Source organism: Actinoplanes sp. NPDC024001 (assembly GCF_040638955.1).
Lineage (GTDB): Bacteria > Actinomycetota > Actinomycetes > Mycobacteriales > Micromonosporaceae > Actinoplanes.
The window spans coordinates 1-15,092 of sequence record NZ_JBEZZB010000213.1 but is presented as its reverse complement, the minus strand read 5'-3'; the positions used below and the strand labels follow the sequence as shown (position 1 = coordinate 15,092).

The following is a 15,092-nucleotide window of genomic DNA, read 5'->3' as shown; positions in this document are numbered from 1 at the left end:
CGCAGGCGCTGGCGCAGCCCGCCCGCGGCCAGGTCACCCGCGTCGGCGGCCGACGGCCACCGCCGGTCCGGCGAGGCCAGCGCGAGGTACGTCCCCACGATCTCGGTGCCGCGCTCCGCGCGGTAGCCGGCCGGATAGAAGATCCGGACCAGCCGCCGATAGCGGCGTTCCAGGTCGCTCATGCGGTCCCCCCACTGAGGCGGGGCACGCCCCGGCGGCTCAACCGCGCGGTGGCGGCCTCGACGTTGCGGCGCATCCGTTCGGTCTCCTCGGCGAGCAGGTCACCGCCGTGCTCGGTGAGCCGGTAGTAGCGGCGCAGCCGGCCGTCCACCACCTCCTCCCGCTCGACGCTGACCAGACCCGCGTCGACCAACCGGTCGAGGGCGCCGTAGAGCGTGCCGGGCCGCAGCGACACGCGGCCGGCGGAGAGCCGGGCCACCTCGTTGATCAGCCCATAGCCGTGCAGAGCCTCCCCGGCCAGGGCCGTGAGGATCAGGAACGTGGGTTCGCGCACCGGTGTCTCCACGCCGCCAATATATCGGCTGCGAAGATATAACGGCAGATGTGTCAGAGGCGGGGGCGGAAGTCGGCGCTCTGCACGTACTCCATGTTGGCGGTGAGCTGGGGATCGGCGAGGCGGGCCGTCATCTGCTCCTCGGTCAGCTCGGCGACCCGCTGGTGGATCCACCACAGGTTGCCGTAGGGATCCTGGAAGCGGCTGACCCGGTCACCCCAGAACAGCTCCGTCGGCTCGGTGACCACGCGCGCGCCGAGCTTGACCGCGCGGCGCAGCACCTCGGCGTCGTCGGCCACGTAGAGGCGCAGGAACGACGGCGTCGGCGGCCACTCGGGCTTGTCGAAGAGCATCACCACCGAGTCGCCGATGCGGACCTCGGCGTGGCCGATCACGCCGTTCACCTCCATCCGGCCCAGGTCGGTGGCGTCGAAGACGGCCACGAGGAAGTCGATCACCGCTGCGGTGTCGCCGCGCGAGATGATCCAGGGCGTCACGGTGTGGTAGCCATCCGGCACAACGTTCATCGGCTCACGCTAACGGCCACAACGGACAGTTTCTGTCCGCTGTGCTTCAGCTCGGCGCGGTCCGCGGCTGCTCCAGGTCGCGGGGCAGCACGACGGCATGGCGGCCGGGTCCGATCGGGCCCGGCGCGGTGGCCGGCAGGGTCAGCGTGAACACCGCGCCGCGCGGCTCGTGCGGCTGGTAGCCGACCTCGATGCCGCTGGCCTCGGCGAGCTGCCGGACGAAGTGCAGGCCCAGGCCGGTGCCGGGTTTGACGGTGGCGATGCCGGTGTCGGCCCGGGTGAACCGGTCGAACAGGTGCGGCACGAACTCCTCCGGTACCCCCTCGCCGTGGTCGATCACCCGGATCTGCACGCGGTCGCGCAGCCGCACCACGGCCACCTCGTACGGCGGCTCGCCGTACTTGATCGCGTTGCTGATCAGGTTGCCGAGCATGAGCTGCAGGTGGACCGGGTCGGCGAAGGCGGGCACGTGGTCCGGTGCGGTCACCGCCACCTGCGTGTCGATGGCGTTCACCGCCCGCCGTACGGTGTCGTGCACGTCGACCGCCACCGGCCGGGTGGCGATCGCCCCGGCGTCGAGCTGCGCCAGGGTGAGGATCTCGGTGACGATGTGGTCGGCTCGGCGCCCGGACGCAGTCATCCGACGCACGTACCGCTGGCGGGTCTCGTCGTCCATCGCGGTCCAGTCGTCGAGCAGCACCTCGCCGCCGCTGACGATGCCGGTGAGCGGCTGGCGTACGTCGTGGGTGAGCATCGCGATGAAGTCGGCCAGCTGGTCGGCGCGTTCGGCCAGCTCCCGTTCGTGCTGCTCGCGGGCCCGTTCGAAGGCGCGGCGCTCGGTGACGTCGATGACCTGCGTCGCGAACAGCTGCGGCCGGTCGTGCTCGTCGCGCAGCACGGCGCCGGTCACCGACGCCTCGACGATGTGGCCGTCCGCGTGCACGTACTGTTTCTCGACGGTGAAGCCGGAGGCGCGGCCGGCGAGGCAGGCCCGCACCTCGCTGGCGCCGACCGGCAGGTTGTCCGGGTGGGTGATCTCGGCGTAGGTGCGGCCGACCAGCTCGGACTCGCTGCGCCCGAGCATCCGGCACAGCGCCGGGTTGACCCGGATCAGCCGGCCGCGGGTGTCGTTCAGCGTCATCCCGACCCGTGAGTCGTCGAAGACCTTGCGGAACAGCTCCTCGCTGATCTTCAGCTCCCGCCGGTTGCGGCGGGCCCGCCCGGCGGCCACCACCACGAGCAGGCCGACCACGGAGGCCGTCACGACCGCGGCCCAGCCGCCGATCTCGCCGCCGGCCACCGGGGCGTACAGCACGTCCTCGGAGACCGCGGCGGACAGGCGCCACGGCGTACCCGGAATGGCGAAGGAGGCGAACCGCCAGCGATCCTCGCCCTCCTCCAGATAGCTGCCGCGATCGCCGCGCGCGAGCGCGGCGGCGAGGCGCGGCTCGTGGTTGGTCAGCTGCGGCAGACTGCCGCTGTGCTGGTGGTTGGAGGCGACGACGATGCCGGAGGCGTCGAGCAGGTGCACCCGGACCCCGCTGATCGAGATCGCCGTGCTCAGGTACGCGCCGAGCGGGCTCTGCTCGATCTCGACCGCACCGGAGAACACCCGGCGGCCGGACGAGGTGTCGAACGGCACCGCGAATCCCACCACCGGTTCGCCGCGCGCCGCCGACGGCACCACCGGAGAGACCGCCGCCGTCCCGTCGAACAGGGCCGTCCGCAGGTGCGGGTATCGATCCGCCAGCCGCTGGCCGATCACCGAGGTGTCCCGGGGCGCCACGTGCAGCGCCCGCCCCTGCGCGTCAAGCAGGACCGCGGCCGGGTAGCCGAACGCGTTCACCGACCGGAAGAAGTCGCGCTCGTCGACGACCGGATCGGTCAGGAAGGCGGTCGCCTGCACCCGCTCGCGCTCGATCAGGTCGGCGACGTAGCTGGTGACGAAGTCGGCGACCAGCTGCACCCGCAGCTGGAAGCGCTGCGCCAGGGTGTCGCGGCCGCCGCGCTCCAGCCAGACCAGGCCGGCCACGCCGGTCAGGGTCAGCGCGAGCCACACCGCCATCGGGGCGGCCGCATGTCGCCAACCGGTGGACCGCAGGAGCCGCGAGACGCGCACACCTCACTACTATCACTTTGTGTAGTTGCGAAGACGTCAGATCGAAGTGAACCGGCGGCCGTTCAGCGGCGTATCCACTGTTGCCGGGGTCACACCCCGCCGACAGAGGAGGACACCATGACCGTCCGGGAGCTGCACCGTCGCGAGGCGCAACACCACTCGGGCGCCATCCTGCGCAGCCACGGCCGCTTCGCCCGCCAGTTCGAGGTCGACGGGCACGTGCTCACCCTGGGTGTCGAGCCAGGGGTCCGCGGCGGCCTCTACTACCTGCCGGCCCACCCGCGCTGGGACGACGGCACGCCGGTGCCACGCGAGATCGTCACCACCCTCCAGCCGATCATCGAAGAGGTGGAGCGCTTCTGGGGCGCGTGGCCGGAGTTCCGCGCCGTCCTCTGAGTGCCGCCGCTCAGGCCGCGGCCAGCTGGGCCACGATCGCGCCGCCGTCGAGCCAGACGTTCTCGCGGCTGATCGCGCCGCCGCGGAACTCGAAGACGTGCAGCATCCGGAACTCCACCGGCCGGTCGCTGGCCGGCGCCCCGAGGAACCCGCGCGGGAAGGTGCCGCGGGCGCGGTGCTCGACGACGCAGTGATCCTCGCCGTAGAGCGTGCGGGTCGCGGTCACGCCGTCGTTGACGAACGTGGCCATGAGCTGGTCGTAGAAGTCCTTCGCGGCGGCCGGCCCGGACACCGGGCCGGTCGGCCAGCCCACGACGTCGTGCTCGACGTCGCCGGTGTACACCGCCACGGCTGCGGCGGAGTCACCGGCCAGCTCGGCGGTGAGGTGCTCGGCGATCAGGCGATCCATCTCGGCTTGCGTAGTCATGTCAACTCCAGATAGTACGGTGAGCAGTACTAAAAAAGTACGGTCGGCCGTACTACACTGTCAACCACCATGGACACTTCCGAGTACCAGCCGCAGGTCGGCGCGCTGCTGCGCATGGCGTGGGAGGCGCTGCAGGCCGAGCTCTACGCCGGGCTGCACGCCGCCGGGTTCGACGACCTTCGCGAGGTTCACCGCCCGCTGCTGCGGTATCCGCCGATCGACGGCCTGCGCCCCACCGAGCTGGCCGCGCACCTCAAGCTGAGCAAGCAGGCCACCAACGATCTCCTGCGCGACCTGGAGAGGCTCGGCTACCTGCGGCTCGAGCGCGACCCGACCGACGGCCGGGCCCGGACGATCCGCTACACCGAGCGCGGCTGGCGGCTGTTCCAGGTCGGCAGCGGCCTCAGCCGGGAGGTCGGGCAGCGCTGGGCGGGGGTCGTCGGCGAGCAGCGTTACCGCCAGTTCGAGGCGACGCTGCGGGAGATCGTCGCCCTGACCACCGGCTCACGGCCCTAGCAGCAGCGCGGTGCGTCTTGCGGGATCAACGGTGCAGGGTCGATCGTCGTAACTGTCCGACCCGCACCCGGCAGAGGACGGTCGCATGATGCGTATCCAGGAGTTGACCGAGGTGGAACTGCGTCTCCTGCTCGCCGTCGAGGCGACGCGAGGCGAGCGCGACGATCTGGTCGACGAGCTCAGGAGCGGTGGCCTCGCCAAACTGCAGTCGAGAGACGCGAAGAGGGGTCTCGGACAGCTGCAGGGGCGCGGATTGATCAGGCTGTCGGAAGATCGCAACTACCACGTTCTGACCGACAACGGCCGGCAGGCCTGCCGGGAGAAGCTGAGGACCCTGGGCGAGCTGATCGAGTACGGCAGGAAGACACTGCGCTGAGATCCGGGGAGTCGTGCCGCGTTCGAGCCGGCGCAGGCGTCAGGGCACCGTGGCGAGGGTCTGCCAGAAGCCGGTCTCGTAGTCGTGCAGCAGCCTCGCGTACCGCTGCGCGCCGGCCAGCGGCTCACCCCGGTCCAGGGCGGCCTGCGCCGCCCGCACCGCCCTCTCCTCCAGCTCCGGCGCGGGCGTGGCGAAGAAGTCCAGGAAGGCGCAGGCCTCGTCGTCGAAGCCGTGCCGCTCGCGCAGGGCCGCGGCCAGCGCCGCGCAATAGCCGCCCCAGGCGGCGAAGTTCGCCACCAGGGCGAGCGCGGCCGCCGCCGGCTCGGCGTTGAGCGCCAGCCAGGAGACATACGAGGGGTACGCCTGACAGCCGGCCCTCGGCTCGTACGACTCCAGGGCCGCCCGCTCCATCCCGGCCGCCGCCGCCAGTGGCGCGACCAGCGGAAGCACCAGGTTCTCGCCCTGCGCCAGCCCGGCGAAGAAGTCGACGGCCGCCGGCTCGTCCGAGCGCGCCGCCAGGGTGAGGAAACTGCGCCGGTCGCTCGGGATGATCAGATTCTCCTCGGCGGCCAGCGCGGCCACCGCGGCCAGTGGCGCCCGCCCCTCGGTCACCGCCGCCACGAACGGGTTCTCGGCGGCGCCGGTGCTCAGCCCGTCGCGGATGCCGTCCAGCAACTTGCTCGCGTCACCATTCATGGCGCCCAGCCTCACACGCCCGCGCGCGTCAGTCGATCGGCAGCGTTCGATCCGGGGCCGTCGCGTCCCGGTCCGGGTAGATCTCCAGGACGTCGCCGCGGCGCACCACCCGGGGGCCGATCCAGATCTCGTGCGCCTCGGGCACGAGCACCGTGGTGCGCACCCGGTCCGCGTCGTGGATCAGCACCGAGGTGATCACCGTGACCAGCTCGCCCATCGTGTAGTCCTGCTCCGGGTGCTCGTCCGGCCCGCCCACCTCGACCACGTAGAACCGGTCGTCGAGCCACCGCCCGTACGGGTCGATGGTCTCCTGCTCACCGACCGGCACCCCGTCGACCCACAGCCGGGTCGCCTCCCGGTCGTCCACCCAGACCACCGCGCGGTGCCGGTCGCCGGCGCTGAACCGGACGTGCAGGCGCAGGTGGTTGCCCCAGAATCCGGTGTAGGTGTCGCATCCGCCGGGCACCGGCCCCTCCTGCCCCGGCACGGCGGCGGGCTCCCGCGCGCAGACCTCCGGGCCGTGGCAGGACCGGTCCGAACGCCGGGTGCAGCCGAATCCGGCCGCCGCGCAGTCGCGCCGCACCGCCCGCGACAGCAGGCCCACCAGGTGGTCCCGGTAGGCGGCATCGCCCAGCAGGTACAGGTATTCGTCGGCCTCGTTCCAGCGGGTGAACACCTCCAGCCCGACCGGGGACCGGCGCACCCACGGCACCCAGGCCTCGTCCAGCCCTCGCCACCGTCGCGGCGCCCGGACCTCGATCGGCTCCGGTGGGGCCTGCAGCGCCCGGATCACCCTGCGGCTGGGGCGGCTACTCGGTGATCTCATACGCTTCGCCCACCCGGTCGCGCAGCTGCTCCGCGGAGAGATCCTCCTCCGGCGTCAGCAGGTTCCACCGGTGCCCGAACGGGTCGATGATCCAGCCGGAACGGGAGCCGTCGTCCTGGCGGGTGACCGGGCGCTCGACGGTCGCGCCGGCCGCCACCGCCCGGTCCACGGTCGCGTCGGCGTCCGGCACGGCCAGCACGAACGACACCGGCGTGCCGCCGATGCTGCGCGGCCCGCGGGCGCCGAACTCCGGATGCTCGTCGGCCAGGTAGAGCGTCCAGCCGGCCAGGGTCAGCTCGGCGTGGCCGATCCGGCCGTCGGGCGCGGTCCAGCGCTGCGTCTCGGCCGCGCCGAACACCGTCGTGTAGAAGTCGATGGCCGCCGCCGCGTCGGCGCAGCACAGGTACGGCACCAGGCTCTGCCCCATGCCCGTGACCCTACCGGCCGGGGTCAATCGCGGTCGTAGACCACCGTCGGGATGTCGCGGGCGCACAGCGCGGTCACGATCAGCGGCTCGACCCGCTCCCACTTGCCGCCGGCCAGACCGCAGCCGATCCGGGGCATGTGCACCGACGCCTTCAGCCGCACGGCGTGCCCGGCGAGGGCGTGCAGGCAGCGTTCGAGCGCCGGATAACGGATCGGCACCCCGGTGCTGCGCGCCGTACGGATGCCGCGCTGACCGACCATGTTGGCCACCCAGAGGTCGGCTGCCACCGGGACCAGCTGGGTCGCCCCGAGGCCGAAGTCGTTGCCGGCGCGCTCGCGGTGCCACTGCCGGAAGGCGCGTTCCGGCTCGGGCCAGCGCCGGGAGAGCGCGATGACGAAGCCCTTGCCCCAGCCGCCGATGTCGTTGCTGACATGAGCGATGATCTTCGGCCCGGCGGCCTGCGGGCTGGTCGCGTCACCCTTGATGATCTGCAGCGGCACCATGTCTTGATCTTGCCAGCGCCGTCAACGTCATTCGACGACGTCCTCGGCGGAGGCGGCGAGGACCCCGCGGACGGCGGCCAGGACCTCGTCGTCGACGCCCAGGCCGGCCAGCACGCCGATCAGATAGGCGCCGACCAGGTCGTAGTGCGCCGCGGTGATGCCCAGGTGCCGGTGGGCGCCGCGCAGGTCGCGGCCGCTGTATTCGGCGGGACCGCCGAGGACCTGGCTGAGCAGGGCGATCATGTGCCGGGAGAGCCGGTCGAGGTCGATGCCGGCGAAGTAGCCGGCCAGCCGGTCGTCGGCGAGGATCACCCGGTAGAGCGCGGCGACCGCGGCGCTGACCGCGGGCTCACCACCGATCCGCAGGTAGAACGATTCTTCGGTCGAGACGTCCACGATCGTCAAGATAGACCTTCGGCTATCTTCCGCGCTGCCCGGTGCGCGACATTGCAGTCGCATCGCAACACCGGGTACGGTCGTAGCAATGCAGTTGCATTGCAAACCGTGAAGGAGTGTCGTGATGCCGGTGATCCCCCTGCCCGAGGCCGGTCCGGTCGAGCTGGCCGGCGGCAAGGCGTCCGCACTGGCCGCCCTGATCGCCCGCGGCGAACGGGTGCCGCCGGGATTCGTCGTCACCACCGAGGCGCACCGGCGCGGCGTGCTGCCGGAAGCCGAGATCGCCGACGCCTACGCGGCGCTCGGCGGTGGCCCGGTCGCGGTCCGCTCCAGCGCCACCGCCGAGGACCTGCCGGACGCCAGCTTCGCCGGTCAGCACGAGACGTTCCTGCAGGTCGACGGCATCGAGCAGGTGCTCGCCGCGGTGACGAAGTGCTGGGCGTCGCTGCACGGCGAGCGCGCCGTGGCGTACCGGTCGGCGCACGACCTGCCCGGCGCCGGCCTGGGGATGGCGGTGATCGTGCAGCGGATGGTCGAGCCGGCGGCCGCCGGCGTGCTGTTCACCGCGAACCCGCTCACCGGCTGCCGCACCGAGATGCTGGTGGACGCGGTCGCCGGCCTCGGCACCGGTGTCGTCGACGGCACCGCCGACGCCGACCACTACGTGCTCGACGGCACCCCGCCCGCTGAACACGGCTGCCTCTCCCCCGCCCAGCTCGCCGAGTTGCGCGCGACCGGCGAGCGGCTCGCGCAGGAGACGCCGCTGGACATCGAATGGGCCTACGACCGGGACGGCGTTCTCTGGCTGCTCCAGTCCCGGCCGATCACCACGCTGTTCCCGCTGCCCCCGGCCGCCGACGGGCCGCAGCCGCGCGTCTACGTGGAGTTCGGGCACGTGCAGGGCATGCTGCAGCCGGTCACCCCGATGGGCCTGGCCAGCCTGCGGCAGGTGATCGCCGCGATGACCGCCTCGCTGGGGATGCGCGCCGAGATCGTCGACATCGGGGGCCGCCTCTACGGCGACCTGTCCGACCTGGCCCGGCACCCGAGCGCCCGCAAACGGCTGGTCCGGCTGATGGCGGTGGACTTCGGGCCGCGGGCCCAGGCCGCGATGGAGCACGTCCTGGCCGACCCCCGGTTCGCCCCGGCGCCCGGCACGAAGGTGGCGGGCCAGGACGCCGGCGCGCTGCGGACCGCCGGGCGGGCCCTCACCGGGATCACCCGGGCGCTGGCCCGGCCCGACGACGCCCGGCGCCGGCTGCAAGCAGCCGTCGAACACCTGCGCACGGCCTCGGCAGCGCCGGCTGATCTCGGGTCGGCCGCGCAACGGCTCGATTTCGTACGGGCGGACGACTCGCCCGACGCCGCCGACGACCTCACCTGGCCGATCGTCGCCGGGATGCTCGCCGCGTCGGTGCCCGGCATGCTCCTCAAGGGGCTGGCCGGCCCGGACGAGATCCACACCGTGCTCGGCGGGCTGCCGGACAACGTGACGATCGAGATGGACCTGGCCCTGTGGCGGCTGGCCCGCGACGCCGCCGAACACCGCGAACTGCTGCTCGGCACCCCGCCGGCCGAACTGGCGGCGGCCTATCTGCGCGGTGAGCTGCCGGAGATCGGGGTCGGCGCGTTCCTGGCGGAATACGGTCACCGGGGGCCGGCCGAGGCGGACCTCGGGGTGCCGCGCTGGGCGGAGGACCCGACCGGGGTGTTCGCCGCCATCGCCAACTGTCTGCGGGTCACCGACCCTCAGCAGGCGCCGGACGTGCGCTTCGCCCGTACCGTCGAAAAAGCGCAGGAGACGCTGGATGATCTCGCCCGGCGGGTGCGCCGGCGGCGGCCGGTCCGCGGCCGCCTCGCCGTCTTCCTGCTGCGCCGCGCCCGCCGGCTGGCCGGGCTGCGGGAGTCCGGGAAGTTCGCCGGCCTGTACCGGTTGCGCGCCGTCCGCGAGCAGCTGCTGCTGGTCGGCGCCGAGCTGGCCGCGGCCGGGCTGCTCGACGAGCCGGCCGACATCATGTTCCTCGACCTGGACGAGGCGGCGGCCGCCGTGCACCAGGGCGCCGACCAGCGGGACCTGGTCGCGCGGCGCAAGGAGGTGCACCGGTTCGAGTCGCGGCGACGGCACGTGCCGGTGGCGCTGCTCTCCGACGGCACCGACGTGGAGGCCGTGCTCCCGGCACCGCCCGGCGGCCTGCGGGGTGTCGGCGCGTCGGCGGGCCGGGTCACCGGGCCGGCGCGGATCGTGCACGACCCGGCGACCGCCCACGTCGAACCGGGCGACATCCTGGTGGTGTCCACCACGGACCCGGCGTGGACGCCGCTGTTCCTGACCGCGGCGGGCCTGGTCACCGAGACCGGCGCGATCATGGCGCACGGCCCGACGGTGGCCCGCGAGTACGGCATCCCGGCCGTGATCAGCGTGCCCGGCGCCACCACCCGGATCGAGCCCGGGCAGTTGATCACCGTGGATGGCGCGGCCGGGTCGGTCACCCCGGCCGCTCCGTGAAAGCATCGGCGCCATGCCCAGGAAGGTCGATCACCAGGAACGGCGGACACAGATCGCGGACGCACTGATGCGCGTCGCCGCGGAGCAGGGACTGGAAGCGGTCAGCCTGCGGCACGTGGCGGCGGAGGCCGGGGTGTCGGCGGGGATGGTGCAGCACTACTTCCGCACCAAGGACGAGATGATGACGTTCGCCCTGGACGTGGTGCGCGATCGCGGCGAGGCCCGGGTGACCGCGGCGGTGCGGGCGCTGGGCGCCGATCCGGCGCCCCGGCTGCTGCTGCGCACGCTGCTGACGGCGCTGCTGCCACTCGACGAGGAGTCCCGGGCGGACGGGCGGGTGGCGCTGGCGTTCCTGGCGTACACGGCGGTCCGGCCGCAGACGGCGCCCGCGCTGCGGGAGGGCACCGCGCAGATGGTGGGCTTCATCAGCAGCCTGCTGCCGGGCGGCAACGAGGCCGGCGCGGCCGGCGTGCTGGCGCTGATGGAGGGCCTGGGCGTGTATCTGCTCGGCGGTCAGTACACCAACGAGGAGGCCGAAGCCGCCCTGGACGCCCACCTGGACCTGCTGTTCGGTGAGTAGCGACCTCCTCGGGTGGCGGTGAGCGGTCAGTCGACGCGGCGTCCGCCGAGCCACTTGACCATCTCGGGGTCGTGGTGGTCGAAGAGCACGGTCGTGCCGGTGTCGAGCGCGGCGATCCGGGCCATCTCATCGCCGGTGAGCTGGAAATCGAAGACGTTCAGGTTCTCGGCCATCCGCTCGGGGCGCACCGACTTCGGGATGGCGACGACCTGACGCTGGGTGAGCCAGCGCAGCACGACCTGCGCGACCGACTTGCCGTAGCCGGCGCCGATCTCGGCCAGGACGGGGTTGGTGAACAGGTGGTTCTTTCCCTCAGCGAGCGGCCCCCAGGACTCGATCTGCACGCCGTGCGCCCGCATCAACTGCTGGTAGTCCGCGCGCTGGAAGAACGGGTGCGTCTCGATCTGGTTGACGGCCGGGACGATGTCGTTGTGGGTGATGAGGTCGATGAGCCGGTCGGGGTAGAAGTTCGAGACGCCGATTGCCTTGATCAGGCCTTCGCCGTGCAGCTTCTGCATCGCGTGCCAGGAGCTGTAGTAGTCGCCGAGCGGCTGGTGGATCAGGTAGAGGTCGAGGTAATCGAGGCCGAGCAGCCCGAGGGACTTGTCGAACTCGCGTTTGGCGGTGTCCTCGCCGGTGTGCTGAATCCACATCTTGGTCGTGATGAACAGCTCCTCGCGCGGGATGCCGCTCTTGGCGATCGCGCGGCCGACGGCTTCCTCGTTGCCGTACGCCGACGCGGTGTCGATGGCCCGGTACCCGGCGGCGAGAGCGTCGGTGACGACCTGCTCGGTCTGCTCACCGGGGACCTGAAAGACACCGAAACCCAGCAACGGCATCTGGACGCCGTTGTTCAGCGTGACGGTGGGAATGCTGGAGGACATGGTGAAGCCTTCCTTGATGAGGGAGCGAGCTGCTGAGGGCAGCCTTCGGAGAACGTGCCCGGTGCGGGCGACCTGGCTCAGCCGTGATGAGCCGTCTGCTGTCGCGCGCTGGTGGCCGACCAGCTGGCGAGCAGGTCGAGCGCCTGTTGCGACGGCGAGCCCGGCTCAGCGGTGTAGACGAACAGCATCAATCCCGGGTCGGCGGTCAGTTCCATACCCTCATAGGCCAGGTCCAGGTCGCCGACGACCGGATGGTGAAGTCGTTTGACGCCAGTGCGGTGCAGCCGCACGTCGTGCGCGGCCCAGCGGGTGCGGAACTCCTCGCTGCGGGTCGACAGTTCCCCGATCAGGTCGCTGAGCGCCCTGTCGTGCGGGTTCTTGCCGGCCTCCGCCCGCAGTACTGCCACCACCTCGTGCGCCGTGCCGTCCCAGTCCCGGAAGAAGTCCGCGGCCCGCGGGTTCAGGAACCGGAACCGGGCGAAGTTGACCGGCCGGACGGCATCGTCGAACAACGGCGCGTTCAAGGCCCGGCCGAGCGCGTTGATGGCGACGACATCGCCGCGGCCGTTAGCCACCCACGCTGGGGCGAGCTGACCGTCCAGGATCCGCTGGATCACCGGCCGCACCCACTGCGCCCTCGGGCGGCGCCGCACCGCGCCGCCCGGCTGGGCGGCCCGGGCAAGGTCGAACAGGTGCGCTCGCTCCGCGTCGTCCAGCAACAGGGCGCGAGCAACCGCCTCCAACACGCTCTCCGAGGCGCCGCTCAGATTGCCGCGTTCCAGCTGCGTGTAGTACTCCACCGACACCCCCGCGAGCTGGGCCGCCTCACTGCGGCGCAGCCCCGGCACACGGCGTACGCCGGGGTGAGCGGCAAGGCCCACCTGCTCCGGGGTGACTTTGCCGCGGCGAGAGATCAGGAAGTCGCGGACCTCGCTGCGGTTGTTCATGCGCTCCACGTTACGAGCGCGCGCCGCGCCCTGGGAGATGCTGCCAGTACCCCCCTCGCCTGGGGTTCTGGCGCCCTCCGGTGGTGAACTGTGGACCGCCAAATACACAAGAGCTCTTGTGCAATGACTCTTGTACATGACAGGGTGAGGCCATGACGAGCGATGAGATCCGCACGATTACCGACTCGCGCGTGCTCGCGGCCCTCTCCCACCCGCTGCGCCGCCGGCTCATGGACGCGCTCAAGGTGCACGGCCCCGCCACCGCCAGCACCCTGGCCGCCACCACCGGCCAGGCGATCGGCAACATCAGCCACCACCTGCGTGTCCTGGGTGACTGCGGCCTGATCGAGGAGGCGCCCGAGCTGGCCCGCGACCGCCGTGAGCGCTGGTGGCGGCTGGTCTCCCGGGGCGTGCGCTGGTCCACCCGCGACTTCCGCGACGACCCGGCCGCCACCGCGGTCGCCGACGCCGCCCAGTCGCTCACCCTGGAGCAGCGCACCCAGCACGTGCGCGACTGGTTCGCCGCCCCCGACGAGGAGCAGGAGCGCTGGGGCTACAGCGCGTTCTCCACCGACCAGTGGCTGCACCTCACCCCCGACGAGCTGCGGCAGATCAGTGAGGAGGTCCGGGCGGTGCTCGACCGATGGCGCGACCGGCCAGCCGGTGGGGAACGCCAGACCGTCTTCGTGTACGCGTACGGCGTACCGGGAAAGCCGTGACCACCCTGGCGGCCGGGCCGCGCCCGGGTGGTGGCCTGCTGCGGCATCGCGATTTCCGGTTGTTCTGGGCCGGGCAGACCGCCAGCCGGCTCGGCAGCTCCATCACCTCGGTCGCGTTGCCGCTGGTCGCGGTCGGCACGCTGAACGCCTCCACCTTGCAGGTCGCGCTGCTGCAGGCCGCCGTCTGGGCGCCGTGGCTGCTGATCGGCCTGCCCGCCGGCGTCTGGGTGGATAGGCTGCCGCGCCGCCCGGTGATGCTGATCTGCGACGCTCTCGGCCTGCTGCTGTTCCTCAGCGTGCCGGTCGCCGCCTGGTTCGGGGTGCTGGGCATCGGCCAGCTGCTCACGGTGGCGTTCCTGGCCGGTGTGGTGTCGGTCTTCTTCGAGACCGCCTACCAGGTCTATCTGCCGTCGCTGCTGCCCACCGACCGGCTCGCCGAGGGCAACGCGAAACTGCACGGCAGCGACGCGGCTGCGCACGTGGCCGGGCCGGGCGCCGCGGGCCTGCTCGCCCAGGCCTTCGGCGCGGTGTACGGGCTGTTCGCCGACGCCGTGAGTTTCCTGATCTCGGGGATCTGCCTGCTGACGATGCGGCGCCGGGAACCGCCGCGCACCTCACCGCCCGAGCGCCGCCCGCTGCGCGCCGAGATCAGCACCGGCCTGCGGTTCCTGATCCGCGACCCGTACCTGCGGGTGCTGGCCGCCTACGGCGCGATGTCCAACCTGGCGCTGCACGGCTATCAGGCGATCCTGATCGTCTTCCTGATCCGGGAGGTCGGCGTCCGCCCCGGCACGGTCGGCGTGCTGTTCGCGGCGATGGGCACCGGTGGTGTCCTCGGCGCGCTGATCGCGACCCGCGTCGCCCGCCGGTTCGGCACGGCGCACGGCATGCTGGTGTGCCAGCTGGGTGCCGCGCCTTTCGCGCTGCTGATTCCCCTGACCGGTACGGGCCCGCGCCTCGCCCTGCTGGTCCTCGCCGGTGTGGTGATCGGCACCGGGATCGTCGCCGGCAACGTGATCAAGGGCAGTTTCCGGCAGGCGTACACCCCGCGGCACCTGCTCGGCCGGGTGCTCACCAGCATGCAGCTGCTCAACTACGGCACGATCCCGCTCGGCGCCCTGCTGGGCGGCGTCCTCGGCACCACGCTCGGCCTGCGCCCCGCGCTGTGGCTGACCACCAGCACGGTCGTGGCCGCCACCGGCATCCTGCTGATCGGCCCGCTGCGCCGGCACCGGGACCTACCGGCCGCTCCCGCCTATCGCGAGTAACCGCATTCGTTGTGGACCCAGCGATCGAGATAGCGGCCGAGGCCGTCCCGGTCGCCCGGGTCGAGTGCCAGCCACTCCTGTGCCGCCCGCCGCATGCCGGCGAAGGCCTGCTCCTGCTCGCCGGGACGGAGCTCCACCCAATCCGTGAGCTCGGCCCAGATCAGGTAGATCGAGGCGGCGACGTCCACGTCGGTCATCACCTGCGCCGACTCACCGTGGATCTCGACCGCCACCCAGTACGGGTCGCCCGCGTCGAGCAGCCGTCGCGCGAGGTCGGTGACCACCGCGAGGTAACGCTGTTCCATCACGGCACGAATCAGAGCAGGCCGGCGTCGAGGGCGAGCAGGCACACCGCGACCAGGCGCAGCTGCGACCAGTCGGCCGCCAGCCAGCCGGCGGTGGTGGCCGGCGCCGCGCCCGGCTCCGGGATCGGGCGGCCCAGCCGTGCCGCGCCGGCGGTGACCG

Annotated in this window: 20 protein-coding genes and 1 pseudogene; 7 read left to right on the top strand and 14 right to left on the bottom strand. The window is 72.2% G+C overall.

Annotation, left to right across the window (positions count from 1 at the left end):
* From AB0F81_RS45730 to AB0F81_RS45715, 4 genes and pseudogenes are all read right to left on the bottom strand, one after another.
* Positions 1-182: pseudogene (locus tag AB0F81_RS45730) on the bottom strand (hypothetical protein); the annotation flags it as partial.
* Positions 179-526 carry a PadR family transcriptional regulator gene (locus AB0F81_RS45725; protein WP_360209707.1) on the bottom strand — a complete coding sequence of 116 codons (348 nt, stop codon included), beginning with the start codon at positions 524-526 and terminating at the stop codon, positions 179-181. The pseudogene AB0F81_RS45730 and the gene AB0F81_RS45725, both read right to left, overlap by 4 nt.
* A gap of 41 nt (positions 527-567) precedes the next feature.
* On the bottom strand, positions 568-1,041 hold the full coding sequence (locus tag AB0F81_RS45720; protein ID WP_360209705.1) for a VOC family protein: 474 nt from the start codon (positions 1,039-1,041) through the stop codon (positions 568-570).
* A 46-nt stretch (positions 1,042-1,087) separates the two neighbouring features.
* Complete coding sequence (locus AB0F81_RS45715) at positions 1,088-3,160, bottom strand: ATP-binding protein (protein ID WP_360209703.1); 2,073 nt, start codon at positions 3,158-3,160, stop codon at positions 1,088-1,090.
* Between the two features lie 117 nt (positions 3,161-3,277).
* Here AB0F81_RS45715 and AB0F81_RS45710 point away from each other — a divergent pair, with 117 nt between their 5' ends.
* The gene (locus AB0F81_RS45710) at positions 3,278-3,556 is read left to right on the top strand and encodes a hypothetical protein (protein WP_360209701.1); all 279 of its coding nucleotides are present in this window, start codon (positions 3,278-3,280) and stop codon (positions 3,554-3,556) included.
* Positions 3,557-3,566: 10 nt separating this feature from the next.
* On the opposite strand, the gene AB0F81_RS45705 is transcribed toward AB0F81_RS45710, so the two are convergent.
* Positions 3,567-3,983, bottom strand: coding sequence for a nuclear transport factor 2 family protein (locus tag AB0F81_RS45705; RefSeq protein WP_360209699.1), 417 nt, complete (start codon positions 3,981-3,983; stop codon positions 3,567-3,569).
* Positions 3,984-4,052: 69 nt separating this feature from the next.
* Between AB0F81_RS45705 and AB0F81_RS45700 the strand changes: the two genes are divergently transcribed.
* Both AB0F81_RS45700 and AB0F81_RS45695 read left to right on the top strand, forming a co-directional pair.
* Positions 4,053-4,499, top strand: a complete 447-nt coding sequence (locus tag AB0F81_RS45700; protein ID WP_360209698.1) for a MarR family transcriptional regulator — start codon at positions 4,053-4,055, stop codon at positions 4,497-4,499.
* 85 nt (positions 4,500-4,584) lie between these two features.
* Positions 4,585-4,875, top strand: a complete 291-nt coding sequence (locus AB0F81_RS45695; RefSeq protein ID WP_360209697.1) for a hypothetical protein — start codon at positions 4,585-4,587, stop codon at positions 4,873-4,875.
* Positions 4,876-4,914: 39 nt separating this feature from the next.
* Here AB0F81_RS45695 and AB0F81_RS45690 read toward each other — a convergent pair whose 3' ends face one another.
* From AB0F81_RS45690 to AB0F81_RS45670, 5 genes are read right to left on the bottom strand one after another with little or no spacing between them, the layout of a single operon-like run.
* Entirely contained in the window at positions 4,915-5,571 is a 657-nt protein-coding gene (locus AB0F81_RS45690) for a hypothetical protein (RefSeq protein ID WP_360209696.1), read from the bottom strand.
* A 28-nt stretch (positions 5,572-5,599) separates the two neighbouring features.
* Entirely contained in the window at positions 5,600-6,397 is a 798-nt protein-coding gene (locus AB0F81_RS45685) for a hypothetical protein (RefSeq protein ID WP_360209694.1), read from the bottom strand.
* Positions 6,381-6,824: a VOC family protein gene (locus AB0F81_RS45680; RefSeq protein ID WP_360209692.1), complete on the bottom strand. Its 444-nt coding sequence runs from the start codon at positions 6,822-6,824 to the stop codon at positions 6,381-6,383. The genes AB0F81_RS45685 and AB0F81_RS45680 overlap by 17 nt, the downstream gene beginning before the upstream one ends.
* A gap of 23 nt (positions 6,825-6,847) precedes the next feature.
* A complete protein-coding gene (locus AB0F81_RS45675; RefSeq protein WP_360209690.1) occupies positions 6,848-7,327 on the bottom strand; it encodes a macro domain-containing protein in 480 nt (159 codons plus the stop codon).
* Positions 7,328-7,354: 27 nt separating this feature from the next.
* Positions 7,355-7,723 carry a group 1 truncated hemoglobin gene (locus AB0F81_RS45670; RefSeq protein WP_360209688.1) on the bottom strand — a complete coding sequence of 123 codons (369 nt, stop codon included), beginning with the start codon at positions 7,721-7,723 and terminating at the stop codon, positions 7,355-7,357.
* A gap of 124 nt (positions 7,724-7,847) precedes the next feature.
* Between AB0F81_RS45670 and AB0F81_RS45665 the strand changes: the two genes are divergently transcribed.
* Both AB0F81_RS45665 and AB0F81_RS45660 read left to right on the top strand, forming a co-directional pair.
* Positions 7,848-10,229, top strand: a complete 2,382-nt coding sequence (locus AB0F81_RS45665; protein ID WP_360209686.1) for a PEP/pyruvate-binding domain-containing protein — start codon at positions 7,848-7,850, stop codon at positions 10,227-10,229.
* Positions 10,230-10,242: 13 nt separating this feature from the next.
* On the top strand, positions 10,243-10,809 hold the full coding sequence (locus AB0F81_RS45660) for a TetR family transcriptional regulator C-terminal domain-containing protein (RefSeq protein WP_360209684.1): 567 nt from the start codon (positions 10,243-10,245) through the stop codon (positions 10,807-10,809).
* 26 nt (positions 10,810-10,835) lie between these two features.
* Here the strand turns inward: AB0F81_RS45660 and AB0F81_RS45655 are convergent, their stop codons facing one another.
* Both AB0F81_RS45655 and AB0F81_RS45650 read right to left on the bottom strand, forming a co-directional pair.
* Complete coding sequence (locus AB0F81_RS45655; protein ID WP_360209682.1) at positions 10,836-11,693, bottom strand: aldo/keto reductase; 858 nt, start codon at positions 11,691-11,693, stop codon at positions 10,836-10,838.
* Between the two features lie 77 nt (positions 11,694-11,770).
* On the bottom strand, positions 11,771-12,640 hold the full coding sequence (locus tag AB0F81_RS45650) for a helix-turn-helix transcriptional regulator (RefSeq protein WP_360209680.1): 870 nt from the start codon (positions 12,638-12,640) through the stop codon (positions 11,771-11,773).
* Positions 12,641-12,792: 152 nt separating this feature from the next.
* On the opposite strand from AB0F81_RS45650, the gene AB0F81_RS45645 reads away from it, so the two are divergent.
* Positions 12,793-13,359, top strand: a complete 567-nt coding sequence (locus tag AB0F81_RS45645; RefSeq protein ID WP_360209678.1) for a helix-turn-helix domain-containing protein — start codon at positions 12,793-12,795, stop codon at positions 13,357-13,359.
* Positions 13,356-14,627 (top strand): MFS transporter, encoded by a 1,272-nt coding sequence (locus AB0F81_RS45640; protein WP_360209676.1) that lies wholly within the window; start codon positions 13,356-13,358, stop codon positions 14,625-14,627. Before AB0F81_RS45645 ends, AB0F81_RS45640 begins: the two co-directional genes overlap by 4 nt.
* Here AB0F81_RS45640 and AB0F81_RS45635 read toward each other — a convergent pair.
* Together AB0F81_RS45635 and AB0F81_RS45630 are read right to left on the bottom strand one after the other, a co-directional pair.
* The gene (locus tag AB0F81_RS45635) at positions 14,615-14,932 is read right to left on the bottom strand and encodes a hypothetical protein (protein WP_360209711.1); all 318 of its coding nucleotides are present in this window, start codon (positions 14,930-14,932) and stop codon (positions 14,615-14,617) included. The two genes, AB0F81_RS45640 and AB0F81_RS45635, sit on opposite strands and share 13 nt — an antisense overlap.
* Before the next feature lie 11 nt (positions 14,933-14,943).
* Positions 14,944-15,057 (bottom strand): DUF6401 family natural product biosynthesis protein, encoded by a 114-nt coding sequence (locus tag AB0F81_RS45630; RefSeq protein WP_360209709.1) that lies wholly within the window; start codon positions 15,055-15,057, stop codon positions 14,944-14,946.
* Positions 15,058-15,092: the final 35 nt, after the last annotated feature.

Coding starts and splice junctions, on each gene's coding strand:
- AB0F81_RS45720 (WP_360209705.1), bottom strand. CDS start 1,041: ATGAACGTTGTGCCGGATGGCTACCACACCGTGACGCCCTGGATCATC.
- AB0F81_RS45710 (WP_360209701.1), top strand. CDS start 3,278: ATGACCGTCCGGGAGCTGCACCGTCGCGAGGCGCAACACCACTCGGGC.
- AB0F81_RS45705 (WP_360209699.1), bottom strand. CDS start 3,983: ATGACTACGCAAGCCGAGATGGATCGCCTGATCGCCGAGCACCTCACC.
- AB0F81_RS45700 (WP_360209698.1), top strand. CDS start 4,053: ATGGACACTTCCGAGTACCAGCCGCAGGTCGGCGCGCTGCTGCGCATG.
- AB0F81_RS45695 (WP_360209697.1), top strand. CDS start 4,585: ATGATGCGTATCCAGGAGTTGACCGAGGTGGAACTGCGTCTCCTGCTC.
- AB0F81_RS45690 (WP_360209696.1), bottom strand. CDS start 5,571: ATGAATGGTGACGCGAGCAAGTTGCTGGACGGCATCCGCGACGGGCTG.
- AB0F81_RS45685 (WP_360209694.1), bottom strand. CDS start 6,397: ATGAGATCACCGAGTAGCCGCCCCAGCCGCAGGGTGATCCGGGCGCTG.
- AB0F81_RS45680 (WP_360209692.1), bottom strand. CDS start 6,824: ATGGGGCAGAGCCTGGTGCCGTACCTGTGCTGCGCCGACGCGGCGGCG.
- AB0F81_RS45675 (WP_360209690.1), bottom strand. CDS start 7,327: ATGGTGCCGCTGCAGATCATCAAGGGTGACGCGACCAGCCCGCAGGCC.
- AB0F81_RS45665 (WP_360209686.1), top strand. CDS start 7,848: ATGCCGGTGATCCCCCTGCCCGAGGCCGGTCCGGTCGAGCTGGCCGGC.
- AB0F81_RS45660 (WP_360209684.1), top strand. CDS start 10,243: ATGCCCAGGAAGGTCGATCACCAGGAACGGCGGACACAGATCGCGGAC.
- AB0F81_RS45655 (WP_360209682.1), bottom strand. CDS start 11,693: ATGTCCTCCAGCATTCCCACCGTCACGCTGAACAACGGCGTCCAGATG.
- AB0F81_RS45650 (WP_360209680.1), bottom strand. CDS start 12,640: ATGAACAACCGCAGCGAGGTCCGCGACTTCCTGATCTCTCGCCGCGGC.
- AB0F81_RS45645 (WP_360209678.1), top strand. CDS start 12,793: ATGACGAGCGATGAGATCCGCACGATTACCGACTCGCGCGTGCTCGCG.
- AB0F81_RS45635 (WP_360209711.1), bottom strand. CDS start 14,932: ATGGAACAGCGTTACCTCGCGGTGGTCACCGACCTCGCGCGACGGCTG.